This is a genomic window from uncultured Pseudacidovorax sp., assembly GCF_913773995.1.
Lineage (GTDB): Bacteria > Pseudomonadota > Gammaproteobacteria > Burkholderiales > Burkholderiaceae_C > Xenophilus.
The window spans coordinates 1-22,224 of sequence record NZ_CAJYES010000024.1 but is presented as its reverse complement, the minus strand read 5'-3'; the positions used below and the strand labels follow the sequence as shown (position 1 = coordinate 22,224).

General features: G+C 67.1%; 23 protein-coding genes and 1 pseudogene. 9 read left to right on the top strand and 15 right to left on the bottom strand.

All coding sequences use genetic code 11. The features are described 5' to 3' along the window. Window positions 1-801: 801 nt before the first annotated feature. Genes QZ772_RS02370 through QZ772_RS02360 form a run of 3 tightly spaced genes read left to right on the top strand, consistent with a single transcriptional unit; the run spans window position 802 to window position 3,883 of the window. Window positions 802-2,076 carry an aromatic ring-hydroxylating dioxygenase subunit alpha gene (locus QZ772_RS02370; RefSeq protein ID WP_295522657.1) on the top strand — a complete coding sequence of 425 codons (1,275 nt, stop codon included), beginning with the start codon at window positions 802-804 and terminating at the stop codon, window positions 2,074-2,076. A 35-nt stretch (window positions 2,077-2,111) separates the two neighbouring features. Continuing rightward, on the top strand, window positions 2,112-3,092 hold the full coding sequence (locus tag QZ772_RS02365) for a tripartite tricarboxylate transporter substrate binding protein (protein WP_295522655.1): 981 nt from the start codon (window positions 2,112-2,114) through the stop codon (window positions 3,090-3,092). Between the two features lie 2 nt (window positions 3,093-3,094). Beyond that, window positions 3,095-3,883, top strand: a complete 789-nt coding sequence (locus QZ772_RS02360; RefSeq protein ID WP_295522653.1) for an SDR family oxidoreductase — start codon at window positions 3,095-3,097, stop codon at window positions 3,881-3,883. A 72-nt stretch (window positions 3,884-3,955) separates the two neighbouring features. Here the strand turns inward: QZ772_RS02360 and QZ772_RS02355 are convergent, their stop codons facing one another. From QZ772_RS02355 to QZ772_RS02295, 13 genes are all read right to left on the bottom strand, one after another. Further along, a complete protein-coding gene (locus tag QZ772_RS02355; RefSeq protein ID WP_295522651.1) occupies window positions 3,956-4,939 on the bottom strand; it encodes a tripartite tricarboxylate transporter substrate binding protein BugE in 984 nt (327 codons plus the stop codon). A 198-nt stretch (window positions 4,940-5,137) separates the two neighbouring features. Beyond that, window positions 5,138-5,752 (bottom strand): response regulator, encoded by a 615-nt coding sequence (locus QZ772_RS02350; protein ID WP_295522649.1) that lies wholly within the window; start codon window positions 5,750-5,752, stop codon window positions 5,138-5,140. Next, window positions 5,749-7,929 carry an ATP-binding protein gene (locus QZ772_RS02345; protein WP_295522647.1) on the bottom strand — a complete coding sequence of 727 codons (2,181 nt, stop codon included), beginning with the start codon at window positions 7,927-7,929 and terminating at the stop codon, window positions 5,749-5,751. Before QZ772_RS02345 ends, QZ772_RS02350 begins: the two co-directional genes overlap by 4 nt. 80 nt (window positions 7,930-8,009) lie before the next feature. Next, window positions 8,010-8,603: a hypothetical protein gene (locus QZ772_RS02340; protein ID WP_295522645.1), complete on the bottom strand. Its 594-nt coding sequence runs from the start codon at window positions 8,601-8,603 to the stop codon at window positions 8,010-8,012. A 231-nt stretch (window positions 8,604-8,834) separates the two neighbouring features. Then, complete coding sequence (locus QZ772_RS02335; RefSeq protein WP_295522643.1) at window positions 8,835-9,536, bottom strand: sulfite exporter TauE/SafE family protein; 702 nt, start codon at window positions 9,534-9,536, stop codon at window positions 8,835-8,837. A gap of 145 nt (window positions 9,537-9,681) precedes the next feature. Further along, complete coding sequence (locus tag QZ772_RS02330; RefSeq protein ID WP_295522641.1) at window positions 9,682-10,164, bottom strand: VOC family protein; 483 nt, start codon at window positions 10,162-10,164, stop codon at window positions 9,682-9,684. Next, the gene (locus QZ772_RS02325; protein ID WP_295522638.1) at window positions 10,164-11,555 is read right to left on the bottom strand and encodes a Rid family hydrolase; all 1,392 of its coding nucleotides are present in this window, start codon (window positions 11,553-11,555) and stop codon (window positions 10,164-10,166) included. Before QZ772_RS02325 ends, QZ772_RS02330 begins: the two co-directional genes overlap by 1 nt. 43 nt (window positions 11,556-11,598) lie before the next feature. Then, entirely contained in the window at window positions 11,599-12,294 is a 696-nt protein-coding gene (locus QZ772_RS02320) for an ABC transporter ATP-binding protein (protein WP_295522636.1), read from the bottom strand. Next, entirely contained in the window at window positions 12,291-13,037 is a 747-nt protein-coding gene (locus QZ772_RS02315; RefSeq protein ID WP_295522634.1) for an ATP-binding cassette domain-containing protein, read from the bottom strand. The genes QZ772_RS02320 and QZ772_RS02315 overlap by 4 nt, the downstream gene beginning before the upstream one ends. 62 nt (window positions 13,038-13,099) lie before the next feature. Then, window positions 13,100-14,023: a branched-chain amino acid ABC transporter permease gene (locus tag QZ772_RS02310; RefSeq protein ID WP_295522632.1), complete on the bottom strand. Its 924-nt coding sequence runs from the start codon at window positions 14,021-14,023 to the stop codon at window positions 13,100-13,102. Then, window positions 14,020-14,991, bottom strand: a complete 972-nt coding sequence (locus QZ772_RS02305; protein ID WP_295522631.1) for a branched-chain amino acid ABC transporter permease — start codon at window positions 14,989-14,991, stop codon at window positions 14,020-14,022. The genes QZ772_RS02310 and QZ772_RS02305 overlap by 4 nt, the downstream gene beginning before the upstream one ends. A 37-nt stretch (window positions 14,992-15,028) precedes the next feature. Further along, window positions 15,029-16,186 carry an ABC transporter substrate-binding protein gene (locus QZ772_RS02300; protein ID WP_295522629.1) on the bottom strand — a complete coding sequence of 386 codons (1,158 nt, stop codon included), beginning with the start codon at window positions 16,184-16,186 and terminating at the stop codon, window positions 15,029-15,031. 150 nt (window positions 16,187-16,336) lie between these two features. Next, entirely contained in the window at window positions 16,337-17,269 is a 933-nt protein-coding gene (locus tag QZ772_RS02295; RefSeq protein ID WP_295522627.1) for a LysR family transcriptional regulator, read from the bottom strand. A gap of 403 nt (window positions 17,270-17,672) precedes the next feature. Between QZ772_RS02295 and QZ772_RS02290 the strand changes: the two genes are divergently transcribed. Further along, window positions 17,673-18,863 carry a site-specific integrase gene (locus QZ772_RS02290; RefSeq protein ID WP_295522625.1) on the top strand — a complete coding sequence of 397 codons (1,191 nt, stop codon included), beginning with the start codon at window positions 17,673-17,675 and terminating at the stop codon, window positions 18,861-18,863. A 32-nt stretch (window positions 18,864-18,895) separates the two neighbouring features. Here QZ772_RS02290 and QZ772_RS02285 read toward each other — a convergent pair whose 3' ends face one another. Together QZ772_RS02285 and QZ772_RS02280 are read right to left on the bottom strand one after the other, a co-directional pair. After that, a complete protein-coding gene (locus tag QZ772_RS02285; protein WP_295522623.1) occupies window positions 18,896-19,144 on the bottom strand; it encodes a helix-turn-helix transcriptional regulator in 249 nt (82 codons plus the stop codon). Window positions 19,145-19,334: 190 nt separating this feature from the next. After that, a pseudogene (locus QZ772_RS02280) lies at window positions 19,335-19,781 on the bottom strand (enoyl-CoA hydratase-related protein); the annotation flags it as partial. 114 nt (window positions 19,782-19,895) lie between these two features. On the opposite strand from QZ772_RS02280, the gene QZ772_RS02275 reads away from it, so the two are divergent. The 5 genes from QZ772_RS02275 to QZ772_RS02255 all read left to right on the top strand — a co-directional run. After that, window positions 19,896-20,222 (top strand): helix-turn-helix domain-containing protein, encoded by a 327-nt coding sequence (locus tag QZ772_RS02275; protein WP_295522621.1) that lies wholly within the window; start codon window positions 19,896-19,898, stop codon window positions 20,220-20,222. A gap of 10 nt (window positions 20,223-20,232) precedes the next feature. Beyond that, the gene (locus QZ772_RS02270; RefSeq protein ID WP_295522619.1) at window positions 20,233-20,703 is read left to right on the top strand and encodes an ArsI/CadI family heavy metal resistance metalloenzyme; all 471 of its coding nucleotides are present in this window, start codon (window positions 20,233-20,235) and stop codon (window positions 20,701-20,703) included. A gap of 4 nt (window positions 20,704-20,707) precedes the next feature. Further along, window positions 20,708-21,142 (top strand): arsenic resistance N-acetyltransferase ArsN2, encoded by a 435-nt coding sequence (arsN2, locus tag QZ772_RS02265; protein ID WP_295522617.1) that lies wholly within the window; start codon window positions 20,708-20,710, stop codon window positions 21,140-21,142. A 15-nt stretch (window positions 21,143-21,157) separates the two neighbouring features. Beyond that, a complete protein-coding gene (locus tag QZ772_RS02260; RefSeq protein WP_295522615.1) occupies window positions 21,158-21,664 on the top strand; it encodes an arsenate reductase ArsC in 507 nt (168 codons plus the stop codon). A 69-nt stretch (window positions 21,665-21,733) separates the two neighbouring features. Beyond that, the coding region (locus QZ772_RS02255; protein ID WP_295522613.1) for an ArsB/NhaD family transporter at window positions 21,734-22,224 on the top strand (491 nt) is incomplete at its 3' end.

Sequence of the window (22,224 nt, the reverse complement as noted above, 5' to 3'; positions counted from 1 at the left end):
ACTGGAGTTCAGACGTGTGCTCTTCCGATCTACCCGCCCATCCCCCAGGAAGACCGGCACGGCCACGGCCACCGCTCCCTTGATGAGTTCGTCGCGGCTGACTTCGTAGCCCTGCTCGCGGATGAGCTGCAGACGCTCGCGCAGCACGTCGCCTTCCGGGCCGGCAGGCAGGTGGGCCTCGGGGGCCTGCAGATGCGCCAGGATCACGCGACCGCTGGCACCGCGGGCCACGACGTCGCGGTGGCCGACACCGCGCTTGAAACTCAACGGCTGGGCGCTGGGCAGTTCGGCGACGCAGACGCGGTGGTCGCCCTGGTGCAGCAGCAGCGCGACGGTTTCGCCCGTCTGCTCCCACAGGGCCTGCAGCATGGGCTGGGCCAGCGCCGCCACGTCCAGGCCGGTGCTCCACACATGCGCCAATTGGGCCACCGAAGCCCCCAATGCGAACCGCTGGGGCTCGCCGCTCGAGATGATGAAGCCCTTGTTCTCCAGCGTGCGCAGCAGCCGGTAGAGCGTGGGTCTGCTCAGATCCACCCGCTTGAGCAATTCGCCGGCCGTCAGCGCCTGGTCGCCCGGCCCGAAGGCCAGAAGGATGTCCAGGGCACGTTCCACGGCGCGTACGCCTTCACCCGATTTTTCTTCTGCGTCCAAGCGAGCACTCCTGTGTTGGGTCGCGGATTGTCAGCGGCCCATTGTCCATCAGACGGACAGAATGACCACTAGTTGACCATACTCAAACGAGTCCGCACAATGGATACATGTCCATCAAATGGACTCGACGATGACAATGGAGAACACCCGATGAACAAGGAAATGTCCGAAACCCTCACCCGCGTCGGCCCGGGTACCCGCATGGGCGAGCTGCTGCGCCGCTACTGGGTGCCGGCCCTGATGTCCAGCGAGATCGCCGAGCCGGACGGCCCGCAGGTACGCGTCCAGCTCATGGGCGAGAAGCTGCTCGCCTTCCGCAACACCGATGGCCGCGCATGCCTGATCGGGGAGTTCTGCTCGCACCGGGGCGTGTCGCTCTACTTCGGTCGCAACGAGCAGAACGGCATCCGGTGCGCCTACCACGGCGTCAAGTTCGATGGCGATGGTCACTGCGTGGACGTGCCCTCCTCGCCCCAGTCGTGCGCGCGGATGCACATCAAGGGCTATCCGTGCATCGAGCGCGGCGGCGTGGTGTGGACCTACATGGGCCCGGAAGGCCAGCAGCCCGAGCTGCCGGAGGTCGAGTGGTGCACGCTGCCGCCCGAACAGGTGTTCGTCTCCAAGCGACTGCAATACAGCAACTGGCTGCAGGCGATGGAAGGCGGCATCGACACGGCGCATGTGTCGTACGTCCATCGCTACGAGGTCGACTCCGACCCCATGCACCAGGGTGTGAAAGCGCTCGACTACATCAAGGCCGACGGCAACGTGATCTTCGAGATCGAGAAGACGCCATTCGGCCTGAGCCTGTTCGGCCGGCGCAACGGCGAGCCCGACTCGTATTACTGGCGCATCACGCAGTGGCTGTTTCCGTGGTTCACCCTGATCGCCCCTTTCGGCGAGCACGCGCTGGCGGGCCACGTCTGGGTGCCCATCGACGACCACCATTGCTGGGCCTGGAGCATCAACTGGCGACCCGACCGTGCGCTCAGCGATGAAGAACTCGAAGCCATGCGCGCGGGCAAGGGCATCCATGTGGAATACGAAGCACCGGGCAGCTTCGTGCCCGCCGCCAACCGCGATAACGACTACATGATCGACCGTGTCGCCCAGCGCGAGCAGCGCTCGTACAGCGGCGTGTTCGGCTTTTCGGCGCAGGACTATTCGCTGCAGGAGAGCATGGGCCCGATCCAGGATCACGAAGCCGAGCGGCTGCTGCCCACCGACAAGGCCATCGTGATGGCCCGCCGCATGCTGAACGAAGCTGCGCTGGGACTCGAACAGGGCGAAGCGCCACCGGCGCTGAATCCGCAGGCGCAGCGCGTGCGCCCGGCTGGCGTGCTGCTGCCGCGAGCGCAGAGCCCGCTGGAGTGGGCCCGTACGGAGCTGGCCGACAGCACGCGCAAACCGGTCTTCAGCCTCTGAAGCCGGCGTCCGCCCCACGAACGACAGGAGACACCATGCGAATTCCCAAGACACTCGCGCTGGCCGTGCTGACCACGGCTTGCGCCAGCGCTGCCTGGGCCGCGGATGCAGCCGCGGACTGGAAGCCCAACCGGCCCGTGCGCATCATCGTGCCCATCGTGGGCAGCACGAACGACGTGCTGGCCCGGCTTGTCGCGCCCAAACTGCAGGAGGCCTTCGGGCAACCTTTCGTGGTCGAGAACAAGGGCGGGGCCGGCGGCAACATCGGCGCCGCCGAAGTCGCACGCGCCGCGCCGGACGGACAGACGCTGCTGGTGGGCTACAACGGCCCGCTGGCCATCAATGTCACGCTCTTCGACAAGATGCCCTTCGATCCGCGCAAGGACCTGGCGCCCATCGTGCTCGCCGTGAAGTCGCCGCAGTACCTGGTGGTCAATCCGTCCACGGGCATCCGCGACGTGCGCGACTTCATCGCCATGGCGAAGGCCAACCCCGCCAAATATTCCTATGGCTCTGTCTCGATGGGCAGCGCCTCGCACCTGACCATGGAAATGATGAAGTCGGCTGCCGACTTCCGGATGACCCATGTGCCTTACCGCGGCGCGGGGCCGGCCGTGGCCGACCTGCTGGCCGGGAACGTGCAGGCAGGCTTCTTCGTGCCGGGCAATGTGCAGGGCTTCGTGAAGGAAGGGCGTCTGAAACTGCTGGCCACCAGCGGTGCCAAGCGCTTTCCCAGCACACCCGATGTGCCCACGCTGGCCGAGTCGGGCCTGAAGGATTTCGAAGCCACGTCATGGATCGGCTTCCTGGCCCCTGGAGGCACGCCGCCGAACATCATCAAACGCTACAACGAGGAGTTCGTGCGCATCCTCGCCATGCCAGACATCAAAGCCCGCCTGGAGGAGATGGAGTTCGAAGTGGTCGCCGGTTCGCCGCAGGACTTCAGCCGCTGGATCGACACCGAGATCAGCCGCTGGGGCAAGGTGATCAAGGACACGGGCGCGAAGGTGGACTGAGGATGGCTGCGACGAACTCCGCTCGGCTGGCCGGCAAGGTCGCCCTCATCACTGGCGCAGGTGCCGGCATCGGTGCGGCGACGAGCCGGCTGTTCTGCCGCGAGGGCGCCCGCGTGGCCCTGGTCGACGCCGACGCCGAAGCGCTGGCACGGACGCAGGCAGCGCTGCGCAAAGAGTTTCCTGATGCGTCAACGCTGACCCTGGCGGCCGATGTCCGCGACGAAGCCGCTGCCACCGACATGGTGGCGCGATGCGTGCGGGACTGGGGCGGCCTGCATGTGCTGGTCAACAACGCCGCGATGCGCAACTACAGCCCGGTCGACGCGCTCACGGCAGAGCAGTGGCAGGCCATGGTGGCGGTGAATCTGGTCGGCATGAGCCAGTACTGCAAAGCCGCCCTGCCGGCATTGCGCACCAGCGGGTGCGGTGCCGTGGTGAACGTGTCGTCGTGCTATGCGGTGACCGGTCGCAAGGGCATGGCCCTGTATGACGCGACCAAGGCGGCGCAGCTGGCCTTCACCCGCACGCTCGCCTTCGAGGAGGCACCGAACGGGGTGCGCGCCAATGCCATCTGCCCCGGCTCGACACTCACGGACTTCCATGTGCAGCGGGCCACCCTGTCGGGCAAGTCGGTGGAGCAACTGCGCACCGAGCGCAGCACCAGTTCGCTGATCGGGCGCTGGGCCGATCCGGTGGAGATCGCCCATCCGATCCTGTGGCTCGCCTCGGACGAGGCATCGTTCATCACCGGCACCACGTTGATGGTGGACGGCGGCCTGCACATCATGTGAGGCCGCGGCCGGCGGTCGCGCATCGACCCGCCCCGTCCGAAGTGCTGAGGCGGGTCGGCGCTGAAGGTTCGCTCAGTTGTCGAGCGTCAGCTTCTGCTTCTGCACCACGTCCTTGTAGACCGCGTATTCGGCCTTGATCTGTTCGGCGAACTGCTCGGGCGTGTTGGCAACGATGATCGAGCCGGTGTCTTCGATGCGCTTGCGCACAGCCGGGTCTTCCAGCGCCTTCTTGGTGCCGGCGCTGATCTTGTCGACCACGTCCTTGGGCAGGCCCTTGGGGCCCAGGATGCCGTAGTAGGCCATGCGGTTCACGGGTTCCAGGCCCACTTCCTTGAAGGTGGGCACGTTGGGCAGCTCCTTCAGGCGCTGCGGCGCGGCCACCACGATGGGCACCAGCTTGCCGGCCTTGATGAAGGGCAGCGCCGAGGGCAGGTTGTCGAAGATCATGGGCACCTGGCCCGCCACCACGTCATTGAGGGCCGGGCCAGCGCCGCGGTAGGGAATGTGCGTGATGAAGGTGCCGGTCACGCTCTTGTACAGCTCCATCAGCAGGTGACCGATGCCGCCGGTGCCGGAGGTGCCGTACGAGTACTTGCCCGGATTCTTCTTCAGCTCGGCGATGAAGCCCGCATAGTCCTTGGCCGGAAAGCTGGGGTTCACGGCGATCACGTTCGGCGTCGCCGCGATGTTGATGATGGGCGTGAAGTCGGTCAGCGGGTTGTACGGCGTCTTGGGGTTGATCGCCGGATTGGCGGCCGTGCTGGACACGGTGGCCACGCCCAGCTTGTAGCCGTCCGGGGTGGCGCGTGCGGTTTCCAGCGCACCCACCGCGCCACCGCCGCCGGCCTTGTTGACCACCACCACCGGCTGACCCAGGATCTTGCCCAGCGGATCGGCAATGACCCGGCCCACGATGTCCGTGGTGCCGCCGGGTGCGAAGGGCACCTGCAGCTCGATCGGCCGCTCGGGATAGCCTTGCGCGAATGCGGCGGGCGTCGCCACGAGGGCGGCGAGCACGGCACCACCGGCCAGTGCTTTCCAGGGACTGCGTTGCATGGTTGTTTCCTTTAGACGTTGTCGAGAGCGGCCGCGCACCGTGTGCGCATCGCGCCACAGGGCGGCCCGTCGGGCACGGCCAGGGGTAAGGCCGGCGGGCAGTGTGGCGCGGCAGCGGCGCGGCGTCGTCCGTAGCCGCGGGCTGGCGGCCTCCGTGGCGCTACGCAGGGGTTATCCCCAATCGGGGCAGGCGCAGTTCTACAGGCCGTGCTCGCGCAGGAAGCGGTACAGCCCGTGGCTGTTGGCCACGCCCAGCTTGGCGAACACATGCGCGCGATGGGTCTCGATGGTGCGCAGCTCCACCGGCGCCAGCTCCTGCGCGATCTCCTTGTTGGGCTTGCCCTCGGCCACCAGCCGCGCGACCTGCATCTCGCGCGGCGTGAGCTTCTGCCACAGCGCCTGCGCGGCCTGGCGCGCGTGGCGGCGCTCGGCGCAGGCCTGGGCCTTCTCCAGCGCCTTGGCGACGGCGGCCAGCAGGCGCTCGTCGTTGCAGGGCTTCTCGAGCCAGCCGAGGGCGCCGTTCTGCACCGCCTCCACGGCCATGGGAATGTCGCCATGGCCGGAGAGGAAGAGCACCTCCAGCGCGCTGTCCCGCTGCCGCAGCGCATCGAAGACCTGCAGCCCAGTCATGCCGCCCAGGCGCAGGTCGAGGATCACGCAGCCTGGGTGCTGCAGGTCGGCGCCGGCCAGGAAGTCCTCGCCGCTTTCGAAGGTGCGCACCGCATAGCCGCGCGACAGCAGCAGCAGGCCCAGCGAGCGGCGCACGGCCTCGTCGTCGTCGACGACACACAGGTTGTTGGCGGGCAGGGTCATGGGCAGGCGATGGGCAATTCGAGCGTGAAGACGGTGCCGCCGCCTTCGCGCCCGGCAAAGGTCAGGCGGCCGCGGTGGGCCTCGACGATGGTGCGGCAGATGTTGAGGCCCAGGCCGAGCCCGCCCGGGCGCGTGGTGAAGAAGGGCTCGAACACCTGGTTGGCGATGGCCGGATCGATGCCCGTGCCGCGGTCCGCCAGCTGCAGCTGGATGCAGCCCCCGTGCTGCTGTGCCTCGATGTCGAGCCGGCGCTCCGCGGCCGGCACCGCGCGCACCGCATGCAGGCTGTTGGAGACCAGGTTGAGCAGCACCTGCTCCAGCAGCACGCGGTCGCCGCGCAGCAGCGGCAGGTCGTCGGGGATGCGCACCTTGAGCGTCACCTGGCAATCCCGCAGTTCGCCGCGCAGCAGGGCCAGCGCCTGCGCCACCAGCGTGGCAAGCGCGCAGTCCTCGACCCCCGCGGTGCGCTGGCGAACGAAGCCGCGGATGCGTCGCACGATCTCGGCGCTGCGCTGGGCCTGCGCGATGGTGTCGTCCAGGCTCTGGGCCAGCAAGGCGCCATCGCCGCGCTGCGCGAAGGCCTTGGCCGCACTCGCAAAGCTGCTCAGCGCCATCAGCGGCTGGTTCAGCTCATGGGCCAGCGTCGAGGCCATCTCGCCCAGACTGGCCAGGCGCTGGGCATGCTGCAGCTGCGCTTCGTTCTGGCGCTGCTGCAGCTCGGCGCGCCTCTGCTCGGTCACGTCGACCACCGAACTCATCCAGCCCGCGTGCCGGCCCTCGGCATCGATCAGCGGTGCGGTGTAGACCATGGTGATGACCTCGTGCCCGTCCTTGTGCCGCAGCCGCGACTCGTGGCCGTCGGGCGCACTGCGGCCACTCATCATGGCGTCGTAGTGGTGCCAGTGGCGCGTGACCTCGTCGGGATGCCAGTAGGGATAGGGCGGCAGCCGGCCCAGCAGTTCACCGGCCTCGAAGCCCGTCATCTGGCAGAAGGCGGGATTGACGTAGGTGATGCGCCCTTCCACGTCGCGCGCCCGCATGCCCACGGGCAGCGCGTCTTCCATGGCCTTGCGGAAGGCATGCGCCTCGCCCAGGGCGTGGGTGCGCTCCTCGACGCGAAGCTCCAGCTCACGGCGGGCGTCGCGCTGCTCGGCAAAGCGCCGCTCGCGCAGGCGCCAGTAGAGCCCGCCCAGCAGCAGCAAGCTCAGGCACAGCACGGCGACCATCCATGCGCTCTCGCGCGTGCGCAGCACCTGGTCGTGGTCGGCCATCACCGTCAGCGTCCAGGGCAGGTCTTCCACCGGCTCGCTCACCGCCAGGAAGTGGCGGGCCTGGCCGTCGATCTGCGTGCGGATCAACGCGCCGGGCCGGTCGCCGTCCCGCGCCACCTTCCAGGGCAACTGCGGAAAGCTGGCACGCGGACCGTACTGCTGGTCGCGTCGCACCTGCGCCAGCCCCTCTGCGTCGACCGGCCGCGTGGCGTGGTAGAGCCACTGCGGCACGGAGCTGAGGAAGACGATTCCGCGCGCATCGGTGAGCAGGATCGGATCCTTGGCGATGCGCCAGGACTCCTGCAGTTGCCGCAGGCTGACCTTCACGGTGACGACGCCCAGCACCTGGTCATCGTCGCCCCGCACCGGCGCCGAGATGAACAGCCCCGGCTCGCCGGTGGTCTGCCCCACACCGTAGAAGCGCCCGCTGCGGCCTGCCAGCGCCTCGGTGAAGTACGGGCGGTTGGCATAGGAATGGCCCACGAAGCTCTGCGGGGTGGCCCAGTTGCTGGCAGCCAACGTGACGCCGCGCGCGTCGATGAGGTAGAGCACGTCGGAGCCGGCCAGGCGGTTGAGTTCTTCGAGGTAGCGGTTGGCGCTCTGTCCGAGGGCGGCCTGCCCGGGCGCGTTCAATAGCGCCAGCACCACGGGGTGCAGGGCGGCGGTGAAGGGCAGGTGCCGGTAGCGGCCGGTGGCATCGCGCAGTCCCGAGAGCTGAACCTCCGCCGCGCGGCGGATCTCGTCGGCCTGGTTGCGGGCGGCGCGATTGGCGGCCCACTCGCCGGACAGCACCACGACGAGCAACGATAGGCCGAGCAGCGCGGTCCAGACCGCGACCCGCAGCCAGCGGAATGCGGCGGCGGGCGCGGAGGCCGTAGGGATGGGCGCAGCGGAGGCGGAGGACATGGGCGGTGGGGCCGGCCATTCTCTTCGAGCATGCTCGGGCGCCGGCGGGGCGCCGCAGCCCCGCCCCAGCGACGTCCCCGTCAGCGATCAGGACACGACTGGCTCAGCCCATCGAGACCTTCGGCATCGCGCCTGAAGGCGCCACCGCCCCCTGGCTTGAGCGTCAGCACGTAGATCGAGTCGAAATCCTCAGACTTCCAGCGGGGCAGTCCGGCAGTGTCGACGCTACGCGCCTTCAAGAGGTTGCGCGCCAGCTCATCGAGCTTGTGGTGCTCCCACGCGACCAGCAATGTCTGCCCCTCGTGCACCGGATCGAGCAATTCGGCCTGCAGCCCTTGAATGTCGTTCCATCCCCAGGACGTGCGGACAGGCAACCCCACCCGAATCGCCATCGGCTCGATGGTCGCCAGCGGCCGGACATAGTTGTAGAGCATGCCGCGGTCCTCTTTCTCGACATGGGGATCGGGCGCATAGATGGCATCGGGCTTGCCATAGGCGGCAAGCAGTACCTTGGGCAAGGCCAGGGCACGGTTGAGACCCTGGCAATTCAGCTGACCGAGGCCGGCATCCGGCTTCTCCGCATGTCGCAGCATGACGATGCGCACGTCGGCAGAGGCGGTGATGCCGAAGAACAAGGCCGCGCAGGCGAACAGGGCGCTGAATCGAGAGTTCATGGGAATGCGGGAGGACGGAGGGAATCTCGAAGCGTGTTCGGTGGGAGTGGGTCCGCGACCGAGGTGGTCTGACTGGCATGGTGCCCCCGGTAGTGTGCCTCGGCTTGGGCGGGCGGGGCGGCGCCAACGGGTACGGCTTCCCAGAGACGACGAGCAGCGCCGAAACGTCACCTGTGACCGCCCTCCGTCCAAGGTGGGCACGACGACGCTGGCCCATCCAGCCATGCCCGGTCAGTGCAGGAACTCCCGCGCCAGCACCCCCAGCGCCGCGAAGGCGGAGATCGCGAGCAACAGCGGCCGCAGCCAGCCGCCATCCAGCCTCGCGCGCACGTACTTCGAGAAGAAGAGGCCCAGCGCGCACGCCGGCGCGAAGGCCAGCGAACGGCTGAGGTCGACACTCCCGAGCTGTCCGCCCATGGCGAGCGCGATCACCGAAGCGACGGTGCCCAGCACGACGTTGGCCGACAACGTGCTGCGGATGACCTTCGCCGCGTGATGCTGGTAGACCAGCACCAGCGGCGGGGCGCCGATCGAGGTCAGCGTGCCGAAGAATCCCGCCAGCCCGCCAGCGGTCACGAGGGCCGCGGGGTTGGGCTTGAAGCGCTTGCCGGTCAGGCTCACCGCGACGCCGCACAGCACGAAGAAGGCGAACACGACCGACAACTGCTCCTTCGGCATCACCGCCGCCGTGAGGCCCGCGACGATGGTCGCCGGCAGCCGGCCAGCGCAGATCCAGCCCAGCCCCGGCCAGTCGATGTCGCGCCAGTCGCGCACCAGCACGCCAAAGGTGAGGAGCAACGTGAGGATCAGGATCGGTCCCGGCACGAGGTGCGGATCGAGCAGCGCCAGCAGGGGCGCCGAGAACAGCGCGAAGCCGAAGCCGGTGCTCGATTGCAGGAGCGCGCCGAGCCCGACGACGATCATGCCCGCCATCAGGATGAGGTCGACGTGAAATGGCATGGAGGTGTCTCGTTTCGAAGGCGTGCGCCCGCCCGCGCCGCAGGCCGGGCCGTGCGGCCGCAGGCTCGCGTGACGCGTGCCGGTGTTCAGTCTGGGGGAAGTCGCGGCCTGCGCTGGGCTAGGCCGCCTGCTTGAGTTCGATCAGCACGCCGCCCGTGCTCGCCGGGTCGAGGAAGACGATCGGCTGCCCCGACGCACCGATGATCGGCACACCACGGCCGAGCCGGCGCGTGCCGGGCGGATTCGCGGCATCGAGGTCCTTCACGACGTAGCAGACGTGGTGCAGGCCGCCCTGCGGATGCCGCGCGATGAAGGCTTGGATCGTGTGGTCTTCAAGCACGTCGGTGATCGGTGATTCCGCACCGATCGGCGCCAGCAGCTCGATGCGCAGGTTGGCCAGCTGGAACATCGCGACTGCAATGCCCTGTGAATCCAGCGTATGCAGCACCGGCTCGACGCCCAGCAGGGTCCGGTAGAAGCCGACCGACGCATCGAGGCTGGCCACCGCGACGCCGAGGTGGTCGACCTGCGCGTCATGCAGACCGCGCAGGGCTTCGGCGGCGTGCATGGCCTGGGGCAGCGGCGGCACGAGGCCCGTCATCAGAGCACCGCAATCGCTTCGAGCTGAATGTTCGCCTCGGGCACCGGGCCCGGGCCGCGGACGCAGACGCATTCGAAGGCTGGCAGCTCGGCGTCGTTCAGTACCTTGGCACGCACCTGCTCGAAGACGTCGAGGTCGCGCATCTCGCCGACGTACAGGGTCAGCTTCACCAGGCCGTCGAGGCTCGCGCCGGCGAGCGCCAGCGTTTCCTTCAACCTCAGCAGCGCGGCGAAGCTCTGCGCGGCGGTGACGGCATCGCGACCCGCGAAGGCCTCGAAGGCGATGGCCTGCACGCCCTCCTCGCCGCCGAGCGCGTCGCGGCCCAGCACCAGTTGGCCATCGCGGCCGAGACCGACCATGCCAGCACAGAAGACGAACGGGCCGACGGTGACGGCGCCCGGCCCCGCATGGGGCGCCGGCACGCTCCAGCCCGTCGAGCGCACCTCCATGTCCGACTTCGGATCGACCACGGTGAGCTCGATTTCGATGCGGCAGCCGCGATGGCCGACTTCGTCGAAGGCGCTCACACACAGCGCCGGCCCGCTGGCCGCGTCGGGGAAGAACTGCCGGTGCACGCGATGGAAAACCGCGAAGTCGCGCAGGTCCGACAGGTAGACGGTCGAAAGGATCACGTCCTTCAAACCGAGCGCGCCGCGCGCGAGCAGCTCCTCCAGCTGCTTGTAGACGTACCAGGTCTGCGCCGCGATCGGGCCGTCGCGGCTGTCGGGATGGCTGCGGCCGGTGGCGAGCGCGCGGCCTTCCGGTGGCACGTCGTCGAAGCCCTGCACCACCGGCTTGCCCGGCTCGGAGGTCTTGATGGCGATGTGGCCGGCCGTGAAGACCAGCGGACCCGACTGAACCGCCTGCGAATAGTGCGAAGCCGATGGCAGCGCAGCCTGGTCGACCGCGGCCAGCACCGCCCGCTTGCCGAAGCGCGGATTCACGCCCGGCGCGACCGCGATTGCATCGATGCCGATCCACTGCGTCCCGGCGCCCGGGATGTGGGCCACGCCCAGGCCGCTCGACGGCGAAGGCGTCGGCTGCCAGTGGATGCGCACCGCCTCGTAGCACGGGAAGAAGCGCTTGTCTTTCTGCCATACGTGCTGACGCAGGATCTGCGAGTTGTCGCTGCCGGCGGCCTGCAGCACGTCCTCGAGCGAGGCGTGCGTCTCCCAGGCGCCTTCGCTCACCGCGCCTTCGTAGCGGTCGGCGAGGCCGTAGCCCTGCGACTTGCCGCGCGCGGCCTCGGGCAGCGCGGCGAAGCCGCGGCCCTGCGAACGCGCGCGCGTGCCGGAAGTGAACACCAGTCCCTCGGCGCTGACGGCATCGGGATAGGCGCCGAAGGCGGTGGCGTCGTCGCCGATGCGGATGTCTTTCTTGAACGATTTCATCTATTGGGCTTTCAAAGTCGTTGGTTGTCGGTATCGGGCGCCATCAGAAGAGCGCCCACAGGTTCTTTTCCTCGGCCAGTGCACGGGCGTCGCCGTCGAACACCACCTTGCCGCTGCGCACGACGATCGCGCGCTGCGCGATTTCCAGGGCCAGCATCACGTTCTGCTCCACGAGCACGATCGCCACGCCGGCCCGCTCGTTCACGTCGACGAGGCTGGCAAGCACGGTGCGCGCCGCAACGGGCGACAGGCCTGCCGTCGGCTCGTCGAGCAGGATCGCGCCGGGCTTGGTCATCAGTGCCATGCCGACGGCCAGCATCTGCTGCTCTCCGCCGCTCATGAGGCCGGCCTTCTGGTCGACACGTTCGCGCAGGCGCGGAAAGAGCTGGTAGATCGCCTCGAAGGAGCGCTCGCCCGTGCGCGTTGCCGCAATCTCCAGGCACTGCTGCACGGTGAGGTTGGGGAAGACGTTGCGCGTCTGCGGCACCATGCCGATGCCGAGCTGCACGTTGCGATGCACCGCGCCTGGCTCGATCGGCTGGCCGCGGTACAGCACGCGCCCGTCGCAATCGGGCAGACCGCCGACGAGGCACTTGAGCAGGGTCGACTTGCCCGAGCCGTTGTGGCCGAAGATCGCGACCCGCTCACCCGCGGCGATGGAGACGCTCACGTCGTGCAGCACCGCGAGACTGCCGTAGCGCGCATTCAGGTGCTGCACGTCGAAAAGGCGATCGGTCATGCGGTGACCTCCAGTTCCGCGGCGGCGCGCTTGTCTGCCTTGGCGCCGAAATACAGCTCGGTCAGCCGTTGGTCCTTCAGCAGCTCGTCGACCGGGCCGTCAGCCATGATCTTTCCGGTGAACATGAACACGCCCCGGTGGCACAGCTCGCGCACGAAGCCGACGTTGTGCTCCACCAGACACACCGCCGTGCCCGCCGCAGCCTCGCTGCGGATCACGTCGCCGATGGTCTCGTAGATGTGGCCTGCGACGCCGGCCATCGGCTCGTCGAGCAGCAGGCAGGGCCCGTTGTTCATCAGCGCGCGTCCGATCGCGAGCAGCTTCTGCTGCCCGAAGGACAGATCGCTCGCGAAGGCATCCGCCTTGTGATCGAGCCGGACGCGCGCGAGCACGATCTCGGCCTGCGCCATCGACTTCTCGCGTTGCTCGGCCAGTTCACGGCGGCGGAAGGCGTTGTTGAAGACGCTTTCGCCCGGATAGTCGCGCGCGCCGATCAGCAGGTTGTCGAACACGCTCAGGCTCTGGAAGATGCGCGCGTTCTGCCAGGTCCGCGCGACACCGATGCGCGCGCGCTGGTGCGGCGGCAGACCATCGATGCGCTGGCCATCGATCGATATCTCGCCCGCATCGGCCGGCACGAAGCCGGTCACGAGGTTGAACAAGCTGGTCTTGCCCGCGCCGTTCGGACCAATCAGCCCGACGATCTCGCCTTTGCCGATCTGGAGATTCAGGCCGTCGGCCACCACGATGCCGCCGAAGCGCTTGCTGAGCCCGCGGATGTCGAGCGTGACAGTGCTATTGCCTTTCATGGCTTGGCCCCCCGAGCCGTCCGGCGCTCGGCCCGCGCGCCATGCCAGGCCGCCACACCGCCGCCAGCCCGGCTGCCGCCGAGCAGCCCTTGCGGGCGCAGGTACAGAAACACCAGCACCAGCAGCGAGAAAAGCACACCCTGCAGCGGCGCCATGATCGCGATCGGCATGTCGATGAAGCGGATGACCTCCGGCAGCAGCGTGACGAGGACGGCGCCGAGCACCGGCCCCCAGGTCGTCGCCGCGCCGCCCACGACCACCATCGTCAAAAGCGCCGTGGAGGCGAAGGTGCTGAACTGCTCCGGCGTGAGGTAGAGGAAGTGGTGCGCATAGAAGCCGCCCGCGATGCCCGCCATGCCGCAGGCCAGGGCAAAGAGCATCACCTTGATCGCCATCGGGCTGCGGCCCAGCGATGCGAGCGCCTGCTCGTCGTTGCGCATCGCGGTCACGGCGCGGCCATAGGGGCCATGCATCAGCCACCGCACGGCCGCGATGCAGGCAACCGCGAGCAACGCCGCGGCAACCACCGCCATCGGACTGCGCATCGCCCCATCGAAGGCCGACGGAATGCCCGTGAGCCCGCCCGCCGCCCCGGTGAATTCGACGTTGGTGATGATGTGCACCAGCGCCAGCTGGAAGCCCAGGCTGGTGATCACCATGTAGTCGCCCGACACCCGCAGCGCAGGCACAGACAGCGCCACCGATGACAGCATCGCCAGCAGGCCGCCGGCCACGATCGCGAGCGGCACCGGAACGCCCAGGTCGCGCGCCAGCAGGCCGGATGCGTAGGCACCCAGCGCGAAGAAGATCGGATGCGCAATGCTCACCAACCCGCCGTAGCCCAGCACGAGGTTGAAGCTCACGGCCAACACCACATTGAGCAGCACCAGCACTGCGAGCACGCTGACGTATTCGATCATGGCGTTCCCACTTTCAAGGTCGGCACTTCGGCCTTGTGTTGCGACTCGGGCAGCGTCGGCTTGGGCGTGGTCGCGGCCACGCGCCGAGCCTTGCGCCGCACGCCCTGTGGGAACAGCAGCACGCATATGACGATCAGCACGTATACCAGCATGATCTGCCAGCGCGACGGAATCACGAGGATGCTGAAAGCCTGGATCAGGCTCAGCACGATGGCCGCCACACCGGCCGCGAACACGCGCCCGATTCCCGCGAGAAGCGCAGCGATCACCGCGAAGATCAGGAACTGGTTGAGCGGCGACGACGGCACCATCGGCGCCTTGGTGCCGATCAGGTAGACGCCCGCCACCATCAGCACCGCGGCCAGCATCATCGAATGCAGGTAGCAGCGCGCCACATTGATGCCGTACACCGACGCGAGGTCCGGGTTGTCCGCCACTGCCGTCATCTGCTTGCCGAATCGGGTGCGCGTCATCACACCCCAAAGTGCGAGCACCAGCACCGCGGTCGTCGCGATGGCGACGAGATCCCATTCGCTGACCGCGACCGGGCCGACCAGGTGAATCGGCGACATCACGCTCGCCTGCAGCGTCTTGTTGTCGGTGCCGAAGACGAGTTCGGCCAGCGACACGGCAAGCTGCGACACCACCATCGTGAAGATGAAATAGGTGAGCGTCGCCGAGCGGCGCTTGCGGAACACGCGGAAGCCATGCCACTCCAGAAGCATCGCGGTGGCGATCGTCAGCGTCAGCGCGACCACGATGCCGACGAGGGTCGGCAGGTGCAGCCACTGCCAGCAGGCGTACATCGTGTAGTAGGCGGCGATGAAAAGCGCCGGCTGTGCGAAGTTCCAGACCTGGTTGACCTTGAGCACCAGCGCGAAGGCCACTGCGAAGAGGCAGTAGGCACTCGACATCGCGAGGCCCGTCCACGCGAGCTGCAGAAGGATGGGCGCACTCAGCATGTCCATCGCGTCGCTCCGGCTTGCGGCGAGAGGATCGACCGGGTCATTCCGACTTGCCGATCATCGCGAACTTGCCACCCTTCACCTGCCAGAAGTAGGTGGCCTTCTGCACCGTGTGGTTCTCGTTGAAGGTCACCGGACCCGAGAGCGGCTGCTTGAAGCTCTTGATCGCGAGCAGCGCCTTGCGCATGTTCTCGCCGGTGGCGGGCAGGCGGTTGGCCGCGACCCAGCGGTACAACTCGGCCACGACGTAGGGCGCGTCGTACCAGTACTGCGTGTAGGGCAGGCCGTTCGGCGGGCGCTTGAACTCGTCCTGCCACCGCTTGAGGTACGGCACCAGCGCGGGGTTGTCCTCGACGCCCGGCGCCATCGAGGTGACGATGATCCCTTCGGACTGTCCGCCGAGGTCCTGGATCATCTTGTTGCTGAAGGCCGTCTGGTAACTCGTCACCTGCGTGGTGATGCCGAGCTGCCGCAGTTGGGAGACGATCGCCGGAAAGTCGCTCACCACCGAATGCACGTGGATCACGTCAGGGTTCACCGATCGCACCTTGAGCGCGAGGCCGGTGAAGTCGGAGCGGTTCTCCTCGTAGCTGTCGTAGAGCACCACTTCGCCGCCCGCCGCGGTGAAGGCGTCGCGGAACACCTTGCTGCCATCGATGCCGGTCTCGTGGTTGACGTAGAGCACCGCTGCGCGCTTCTTGCCCATCTTCTTCACGAGGAACGGTGGAAGCGCCTTCATGTCGACGTCCGCGAGCGGGAAGGTGGTGTAGACGTAGTCACCCATCTGCGCGAGCGCGGGACTGTTGGCGCCGATGGACAGCAGGAGCACCTTCTCGCGGTTCGCGATCGGCGCCACGGCCTTCACCACGTTGCTGAAGGCCGTGACCATGACCGGCACCTTGTCGATCTGCACGAAGCGGTTGGTGGTCGTGATCGCGACATCCGGCTTGGCCTGGTTGTCCACGATGATCGGTTCGAGCTTGCAGCCGTTCACGCCGCCGGCGGCATTGATGTCGTCCACGGCCCACTTGAGCGCCTGGATCTGATCGATGCCGAACGCGGCCGAAGGTCCGGTGAGCGGGTCGGCGACGCCGAACTTCAAGGGCGCGTCGCAGGCCGCGGCGGCGCTCCCCGCGACGACGACGGCGAGCGCGGCGACCAGGGTGCGAAGACCGAGAGCGGAAGATGAAGTTCTCATGGAAGGAAGAAGGAAGAAGAGGTGGGGAAATGGGACGTCCTGGCCGTGAGATGAATGCTAGGAGCCACCTCCCGAACGGGCCAACGCCGTTTTTCTATAAGTGCCATGTCGCGCCGGCATGGTGCGGCGCGGCGTACTACGGACGTGGTGCTACTGAAGGCGCGTGCTCATCGGCAGCCGGCGCACGCTCGCGTGGATCGCGCCCTGCACGGCGCGCGCAGCGGCGCTCATCGGCTGCGATGCATTGCGGCCGATCACGAGCGAGCGGGTCGGGCCCGAATCGATGCGCATCACCTGGAACTCATCGCCGAGCCGCTCGTGCTGCACCACGCCGTAGGGCAGCACGGTGCACAGATCGGTGGTGGAGAGCAGGTTGCGGATGGCCGAGAGACTGTCCATCTCGATGTCGCAGCGCAGGCGGCAACCGCTCGGCATCTGCGGGAGCAGCACCTCCTTGAAACCGCGCGTCATGACGAGCGTCATGCCGGACATATCGTCGAAGGAGACCGAGCGGTGGCCCGGCGCGGACGCGATCGCTTCCGCATCGTTGGCATCGCCGTCGAGATCGGGCATGGATCGCCGCACCAGCACCAGCTCCTCCTGGCACAGCGGCGTGATGCTCATCTTCATATCCGGCCGCTCGGTGAGGATCGCCAGATCGATGCGCCCGAGCGTCAGCCATTCCTCGATGAACATGCTGAGCCCTTCGATGATTCGCAGACGCACCTGAGGCAAGTGCGTGCGGCACTCCTCGATCAGACCCGGCGCAAGGATGCCGGAGAGCGAAGGCGGAAGCCCGACCACAACGTCGCCGGCCGGATCGTTGGCGGCGGTTGCGACCGCCTTGCGGATGCCTTCGATGTAGTTGAGCAGGTTGCCGCCCATCTCCATCATCACCTTGCCGGCCAGCGTTGGCTGCACGCCGCGCGTCGTGCGCAGCAGCAGCTGAGTGCCGAGTTCGTCTTCCAGGCTCTGCACCTGACGGCTCAGCGCAGGCTGCGTGATGTTCAGATGCTTGGCAGCCGCCGTGAAGCTGCGCAGTTCAGCGACCCGCTTGAAGCACCGGATCTGGTGAATGTCCATGGCTTAGGGACAAAGCAATAACCGTGCGCGCCCATTCACGAGCTGACGACAGGCCCCGATGCGGGCCGCGTCATCCCCCGACCCCGTGACCTGACAGGGGCGCCAAGCCTGATCTTGACGCAGTTCAGCGGCCTGATGTTTGGGCGGCCGACACGAGATTTGCGCGCTCACGGTACGTGCACGCGGGTGAGCCGAGACGCTTGGTGAAAAGAGAGCTAAATACAGCCCTGGCGGAAGCGGTGTCTGTAGAACCATCATCCGACCAGATCCGGTCGACTCTCTAACTTGTTGTTTTCAATATATTTCCCACTACCGAAACTCCGACGGATAGCGAAAGGATCCGCCGACATCCGCGTTTTTATGTGGGCATAATGTGGGACAGGATCGTTAGTCGGAGGCAGGTATGCCTAAGGTTGCTCAAGAGCTTTCCGCTCGCGCTGTCGCCGCCCTCAAGACGGACGGACGACACGCGGTTGGAGGCGCCGCCGGCCTGCATCTGCGAGTCAAGGGGGACCACCGTGGCTGGGTGCTTCGCATCACCGTGGGCGACTCTCGCCGCGACATAGGACTGGGCCCCTACCCCAAAGTGGGGCTTGCCGAGGCGCGAGAGCAAGCGCGTGAGATTCAGAAGCAGCTGCGGCTGGGCACGGCGCCACTTGCGCCGCGACGTGCCCAAAAAGCAGCACTGATAGCCCGTCAGACAGCAGACAAGACCTTCGATTGGTGTGCTGAGCAGTACATCAACTCCAAGGCAGACGAATGGAAGAACCCCAAGCACCGACAGCAGTGGGAGAACACATTGCGCGAGTACGTTTCGCCGGTCGTGGGCAGGCTTTCCGTGCGAGAGGTTACGCTTGAACACGTGATGCTCTGCTTACAGCCTATCTGGAAGAAGAAGAACGAGACTGCGTCCCGCCTTCGCGGCCGCATCGAGTCAGTGCTCGACTGGGCAACGGTGCATCAGTACCGCTCGGGCGAGAACCCTGCAAGATGGAAGGGCCACCTGGACAAGATCCTGCCTGCCCCCGCCAAGATTCAGAAGGTGCAGCATCACAAGGCGGTGCCTATAGACAGTATGCCCGCCTTTATGGCCACCCTGCGTACCCGCCACGGTGTGGCGGCACGTGCCTTGGAGTTTTTGATTCTGACGGCCGCGCGCTCTGGCGAGGTTCGTGGCGCGCGGTGGAGCGAAATCGATCTGCGAGCGAAGATCTGGACCGTCCCTGCCGAACGCATGAAAGCCAAACGGGAACACCGGGTCCCCTTGTCGGACGCGGCTGTTCAACTGCTTAATGCAGCCCCGCCTACAGGAGATCTTCTATTCGAAGGCACGAAGCATAGGCCCCTGTCCGATATGAGCATCACAGCAGTGATGCGTCGGATGGAGGTTGACGCCGTACCCCATGGCTTTCGGTCAACGTTTCGTGACTGGGCAGGCGACAGAACGGAATTCCCCAGAGATCTGATCGAGTTCGCCCTGGCGCACGCGATTGCCGACAAGACGGAAGAAGCCTACCGTCGCGGCGACGGCATTGAGCGCCGCCGGGCATTGATGGCAGCGTGGGCGCAGTTCTGTTTGGGGGTTGATGCATAGAGAGCCCATGCGGCCCTCTATGAGCTATTGGCTCACTTCAGCTTCACTTCTGCGGTAAGCAAGTCCAAGAAGACGACCCCCTTGTCTTCCAAAACTTTCCGGACTTTCTCGAAACCTTTGTGAGCTCCACCACTCTCGATCTTCCTGAGCTGCTCCGGTTCCATGCCTGCCTCCCTGGCCAAGTCGGCCCGGGATAGCCCAACCAAGTCCCTCGCCTTCGTCACTGCTTCTCCACACTTAACCCAATCCTGAGCGAAATCGTGGAGTTCAGCTTGCGTCATTCCTGCATTGTTTTGAGTCATAAGGTCTAGTCTAGCAATAGCTGACGATCTGCATTAGCCATACCCAGCCGGCCAGCCTCACCCCTATCTTGTCGCCGCTCGCGACAGCCCAGTTGTACCGCCGAGCAGTGATACGCCTTGCCGAAGATTCGCAGCCAGTCACGGCGAACGGCTTGTTGTTTCCCCATCCGAACCGCGCCGCCCGCTTCTCCACGAACGCCATCACCGCCTCTCGGTGGTCCGCCATCTTGTGCGCGATGGACTGGTAGCCGGCCGACATCTCCAGCAAGGATTCCAGCGAGGCCTGCTGCCCTTCGCGCAGCAGCCGCTTGGTCATGCGCATCACGGCACCGGGGTTGGCGGCAATGCGCTGAGCCAGTGCGCGGGCGGTGTCCAGCAAGGCCTCGGGTGCGACCACGCGGCTGACCAGGCCGCAGACCAGCGCTTCGCGGGCGTCGATGGCGTCACCCGTGAAGGCCATCTCCGCCGCCTCGGCCATGCCGACCGCGCGGGGCAGCAGCCAGGCGCCGCCGTCGCCGGGCACGATGCCCACGCGCACGAAGCTCTCCGCAAAGGTGGCGGTCTCGCTGGCGATGCGGATGTCACACATGCTGGCCAGGTCCAGCCCGGCACCGATGGGCTGCAGATCTCATGCCCTACATCGAGCAACGTCTGGCCCTCGACCCTCTTTGAACGAACCCAGGCACAGTCGCGGGATATATCTATTCAATAATCGTTGTATAGTTCATCAATGCAAGAGTCCGAAGCTGTCCGTTCCCTCGCTGCCCTGGCACAAGCCCTGCGCCTGCGCCTGTTCCGCGCTCTGGTCGTCGCCGGCCCCGATGGCCTGACACCGGGCGCGCTGGCCGAGCAGTTGGAGGTAGCCGGCAACACGCTGTCGTTCCACCTCAAGGAGCTGACGCACGCCGGCCTGGTCACGCAGGAGCGGCAGGGCCGCAACCTGGTCTACCGCGCCTCGTTCATCACGATGAACGAGCTGCTGGGCTACCTCACCGAGAACTGCTGCGAGGGCGCAGCGTGCTCGACCACCGATGCGGCAGCGTCCTGCCGCTGCTGAAAGGCTCGCCATGAAGCGCTTCCACGTTCATCTGCACGTCACCGACCTTCCCCAAAGCATCGCGTTCTATTCCAAGCTGTTCGCCGCCGAGCCCGCGCGCATCGAGGGCGACTATGCGAAGTGGATGCTGGAAGACCCGCGCCTGAACTTCGCCATCTCTACGCGCGGTGCCGCGCCGGGCGTGGACCACCTGGGCTTTCAGGTGGATGAGGCGGCCGAGCTGGCCGACCTCAAGAACCGCGCCGAAGCGGCCGACCTGCCGCTGCTCGATGAGGGCCAGACCACGTGCTGCTACGCACGAAGCGACAAGCACTGGATCACGGACCCGCAGGGCGTGCCGTGGGAACACTTCCAGACGCTGGGCAACGTGCCGGTGTTCGGCAAGCCCGCCCCGGCCAAGGCCGCTGCGGCGGCTTGCTGTGCCCCTGAGGCGGCGCCGGCATCCGCACCGCCCTGCGGGCCTGCCAAGGCCTGCTGCTGACCCCATGGAGCCCATCGCACCACTGGTCGCAAGCGATCACTCGGCCGTTTGCGCGCTGCTGCGCGATGCCGGCTTGCCCAGCACCGATGTGCAGGCGCCGGCCATGCCCGACTTTCTCGGCGTGCGAACGCATGGTGGCCTGGTCGCCGCCATCGGCCTGGAGCGCTACGACGGCGCCGGCCTGCTGCGCTCGCTGGTGGTCGCCCCCGGTCAACGTGGCCTCGGCCTAGCCAGCCGCCTGGTCGATGCGCTGGAGCGCCGCGCGAAGGCCGATGGCCTGCCGCGCCTGGTGCTGCTGACCGAATCGGCGCGGAGCTTCTTCGAGCACCGCGGCTACGCGGTCGTGGCCCGCGAACAGGTGCCGGCTGAGGTCCTGCGGTCCGAGCAGTTCCGGGAGCTGTGCCCCGCGTCCGCCGCCTGCCTGAGCAAGATCCTTTGACGACCCACGATGACCATGACTGCGACCGCGCGCCCCCTGAACGTCCTGTTCCTGTGCACCCATAACTCGGCCCGCAGCATCCTGGCCGAAGCCCTGTTGAACGGCATGGCCGGCGACCGCTTCCGCGCCTTCTCGGCTGGCAGCAGCCCGCGCGACAACCAGCAGCCCAACCCGCTCGCGCTGGAGGCGCTGCAACGTGTCGGCATGTCCACCGAATGCCTGCGCAGCAAGAACTGGAACGAGTTCGCCGAGCCCGACGCACCGCACATGGACCTCATCATCACCGTGTGCGACAACGCGGCCGGCGAGGTGTGCCCGATCTGGCCAGGCCACCCCGCTACGGCCCATTGGGGCTACGCCGACCCGTCCGAGGTGCAGGGCAGCGCGGAGGAGAAACAGGCCGCGTTCCGCAAGACGCTGCACGCCATCCGCCACCGCGTCGAGCTATTCATCAACCTGCCTGCTGCCGCCATCGACAAGTTGTCGCTCCAGCAGTCCGCACGCGACCTGGCCAAGCGCTGATCGCGCGCGGCTGACCTCTCCCGCGGCCCTGCCGGGCCGAATCCCCCGTCCCCTTAAGAGGCCCTCGCCATGCTCGCGGCTATCCTGATTTTTCTCTTCACGCTGGTGCTGGTCATCTGGCAACCGCGAGGCCTGGGCATCGGCTGGAGCGCATCGCTGGGCGCGCTGCTGGCCCTGGTCTTCGGTGTGGTGCACCTGGCCGACATCGCCGTGGTGTGGGGCATCGTCTGGAACGCAACGGCCACGTTCGTGGCGGTCATCATCATCAGCCTGCTGCTGGACGAAGCTGGCTTCTTCGAGTGGGCCGCGCTGCACGTGGCCCGCTGGGGTGGCGGCAATGGCCGGCGGCTGTTCGCCTTCATCGTGCTGCTGGGCGCGGCCGTGGCGGCCCTGTTCGCCAACGATGGCGCCGCGCTGATCCTCACGCCCATCGTCATGGCGATGCTGGTCGCGCTGGGCTTCTCGCCGGCCGCTACGCTGGCATTCGTGATGGCCGCCGGCTTCATCGCCGACACGGCCAGCCTGCCGCTGATCGTGTCCAACCTGGTCAACATCGTGTC